Annotated in this window: 4 protein-coding genes; 1 reads left to right on the top strand and 3 read right to left on the bottom strand. The window is 59.5% G+C overall.

Features of this window, described 5'->3' with window-relative positions:
- Nucleotides 1-293: hypothetical protein (locus tag VIH17_05935; protein ID HEY4682774.1), on the top strand; the 293-nt coding region annotated here is incomplete at its 5' end.
- 117 nt (nt 294-410) lie between these two features.
- Here VIH17_05935 and VIH17_05930 read toward each other — a convergent pair.
- The 3 genes from VIH17_05930 to VIH17_05920 all read right to left on the bottom strand — a co-directional run bounded on the left by VIH17_05930 (nt 411) and on the right by VIH17_05920 (nt 2,540).
- Nucleotides 411-1,502, bottom strand: a complete 1,092-nt coding sequence (locus tag VIH17_05930) for an IS630 family transposase (protein HEY4682773.1) — start codon at nt 1,500-1,502, stop codon at nt 411-413.
- Nucleotides 1,503-1,582: 80 nt separating this feature from the next.
- Entirely contained in the window at nt 1,583-2,122 is a 540-nt protein-coding gene (locus VIH17_05925; GenBank protein HEY4682772.1) for an IS630 family transposase, read from the bottom strand.
- A gap of 16 nt (nt 2,123-2,138) precedes the next feature.
- Entirely contained in the window at nt 2,139-2,540 is a 402-nt protein-coding gene (locus tag VIH17_05920) for a hypothetical protein (GenBank protein HEY4682771.1), read from the bottom strand.
- Nucleotides 2,541-2,807 lie beyond the last annotated feature (267 nt).

The following is a 2,807-nucleotide window of genomic DNA, read 5'->3' as shown; positions in this document are numbered from 1 at the left end:
CTCTAGTTGTTGGGACGTTTCTTGCCACGATGGCGATAGATATTACCCCAGTGGATCGGTTGCCAGTCTTTATTGAAAGGCTGCCACTGGCAAACGATTTTCTATGGGCAATCGGAACCGGTTTGCTGGTCGGAGAGTTGTGGCCTAGAAAGTACCGATTGGAGGACTGCGATTATTGGAGTGAACTCAAGGACTACCTGATTTCCAACTCTGGCACTCTGGACAGTAGTGTTCGGGAGCCAATAGTAGAAAGAAATGCTTCCCTTGCAATGGGTCGCATCCAACATAACTAGGGCCTGAATGCGTCCAAGGAAAATCTCCTCAAATATTCCTTTCGCTGTGTTTGGGGTGGCGTGCTACTACAAATCATCATACTTGTTGCTATGGCCGGGACGCGCTGATGGAACCAACTAGTGTCCTGAGTCATTAATTCGTCGACAGTAACGGGCGAGGGAATCGAGGATGGCGTCAGCCGATTTTGTCCAGACAAAAGGTTTCGGCTGGATATTATGGTGATCGAGAAAGGCGCGGATGGCGGTTTCTAGTTCGCGGGTGGAACGGAAGCTGCCGCGGCGGATTTGCTTCTCGGTGAGGGCGGCAAACCAGCGTTCGACCAGGTTGAGCCAACTGGCGGCGGTGGGCGTGAAGTGAACATGGAAGCGCGGGCGTTTGACAAACCAGCGCCGGATGGCCGGGGTCTTGTGAGTGGCATAATTGTCCATGATGAGATGCACGTCCAGCTCCGGCGGCACATGGTCTTCGATGGTGTCGAGGAACCGGCGGAACTCCACGCTGCGGTGGCGACGGTGTATCTGGCCGATGACTTTGCCGGTTGCTGCATCGAGAGCCGCGAACAAGCTGGTGGTGCCGTGGCGGAGGTAGTCATGAGCGCGGCGTTCGGGGTGTCCCGGGCGCATCGGCAGCAGCGGGGCGGTTCTCTCCAAAGCCTGAATCTGGCTCTTCTCATCGACGCCCAAGACCAGAGCGTGCTCGGGCGGGTTCAGGTAGAGGCCGACGATGTCCCGCACCTTGTCGATAAACAGAGGGTCATGGCTCAGCTTAAAGCTCTCGGTGCGGTGTGGCTGGAGGGCAAAGGCGCGCCAGATGCGGCTGATGGCGGTCTGGTTCAGCCCCGCAACTTTGGCCATGGAGCGCGTGGACCAATGCGTGGCATCGGAGGGCTTGCGCTCCAGGGTCCGCGTGATGACCGCTTCGACTTGCGCATCGCTGATCTTGCGCGGCTGTCCCGGACGCGGTTCATCGAGCAAGCCGTCTGCCCCCTGGGAATGAAAGCGCTCCCGCCACTTGCTCACCGTCTGAATGTGAACTCGCATCTGCCGGGCCACGGCGGCGCTGCTATGCCCGTCCGCCAAACGCAATATAATCCGGGCGCGCAACGCCAACCCCTGGGCCGAGGTTGGCCGGCGCACCCACCCCCGCAAGATCTCCCGCTGGGCTGGCGTCACCACCGGGACCGGCAGTCTAGCTCGTCTGAATATCATGGCAGTTCTCCTGCCATGTTAGACGCAGACGCCCGGAAAATGTATACGGCGAATTAATGACTCAGGACACTAGAGCATTTTCATATTTGCTGTATCCCGTATCCGCAATGGGCAAACCAAGCGGAAGCGTTCTGCGAGGTGATGGAAGCCAGGGCCTGTGCGACAGCCGCTTCGAGGACCTCCACGGTACGGGCCTGGGCCGAACGGAGCGACTGTTTTACCTTCGCCCAGCATTGTTCAATCGGGTTGAAGTCGGGCGAGTACGGCGGCAGGTAGAGCAGTTCCGCTCCGACCGCTTCAATCCGTTCTCGTACCCCCTGCACTTTGTGGGCTGCCAAATTATCCATCACCACCACCTGGCCGGGGCGCAGGCAGGGACACAGCACGTGGTCCAGATACGCCAGGAAGACCTCCCCGTCCGTAGCCGATTCCACAGTCATGCTCGCCAACACTCCTTGCGAGCTCATGGCGCCCAGTAACGTGAGCGTGCTCCAATGTCCCGCCGGGGTGGCCTCTCGGACCCGTTCCCCGCGCGGGGCACGGTCGTAGCGGCGCGTCATTTCCGTCGTCGCCCCGCTTTCGTCCAGAAAGACCAGCCGTTCCGGTTCGATCCGGCTCACCGTTTCCCACCACACCTCACGGCGCTGCCGGTTCTCCGGCGTGTCTTGTTCCTGGGCGTGCAGTGTTTTTTTTACGCCGCAGTTGCAACTGCCGCAGCGCCAGCCAGAGCCGCCCCACACTGAGGCGCAACGAGTGGGTCTGTTGGAGTTGTTGCTGCAACTCCGCCAGCGTCCAGTCCGGCCGTTGCTGCACCCACGACCGCAGTGCGACTTCGATCGCCGGCGTCACCTGGCTCCGTCGCCCCGCTCGGTACTCCGACCGTTCCATCTGCCCGGTCCGCAATTGCTGTTTGCGGATTTTCTTCGTGTACCCATGGCTGACTCCGAACCGTTCGGCTAACGCCGACAAGCTCGCATCCCCTCGCTGATATCGCTCCAAAATCTTCCGTCGCAGATCGTTTGAGTATGCTTTCGCCATTCGGTGTTGCAGGAGAATCGCCAGATCCCCTCCCAGGATACACCATTACTGAAAATGCTCTAGCAGTCCGGGGTGAAAGTATGCCGAGGAGTGGGAATGGGGAAGAATGTGCTTGCACGGAACTGAGGGAGTGCAGAGAATGGCGGCATGGCCATGGGCACACGCAAGCAAGGGGAACGACAAGAAGAGTTGTGGATCGCGAAAGCCGATCTGCCGCGAACGGCAGGGCATCCGTTTTATGAGCGGCTGAACGGGTTGTTGGAGGAG

This window comes from Candidatus Acidiferrales bacterium, assembly GCA_036514995.1.
Taxonomy (GTDB): domain Bacteria; phylum Acidobacteriota; class Terriglobia; order Acidiferrales; family DATBWB01; genus DATBWB01.
This window is presented reverse-complemented; position numbering and strand designations above follow the sequence as displayed.

Excerpts from the sequence above, each read along its gene's own strand:
- VIH17_05930 (HEY4682773.1), bottom strand. The coding sequence starts at position 1,502 with ATGATATTCAGACGAGCTAGACTGCCGGTCCCGGTGGTGACGCCAGCC.
- VIH17_05920 (HEY4682771.1), bottom strand. The coding sequence starts at position 2,540 with ATGGCGAAAGCATACTCAAACGATCTGCGACGGAAGATTTTGGAGCGA.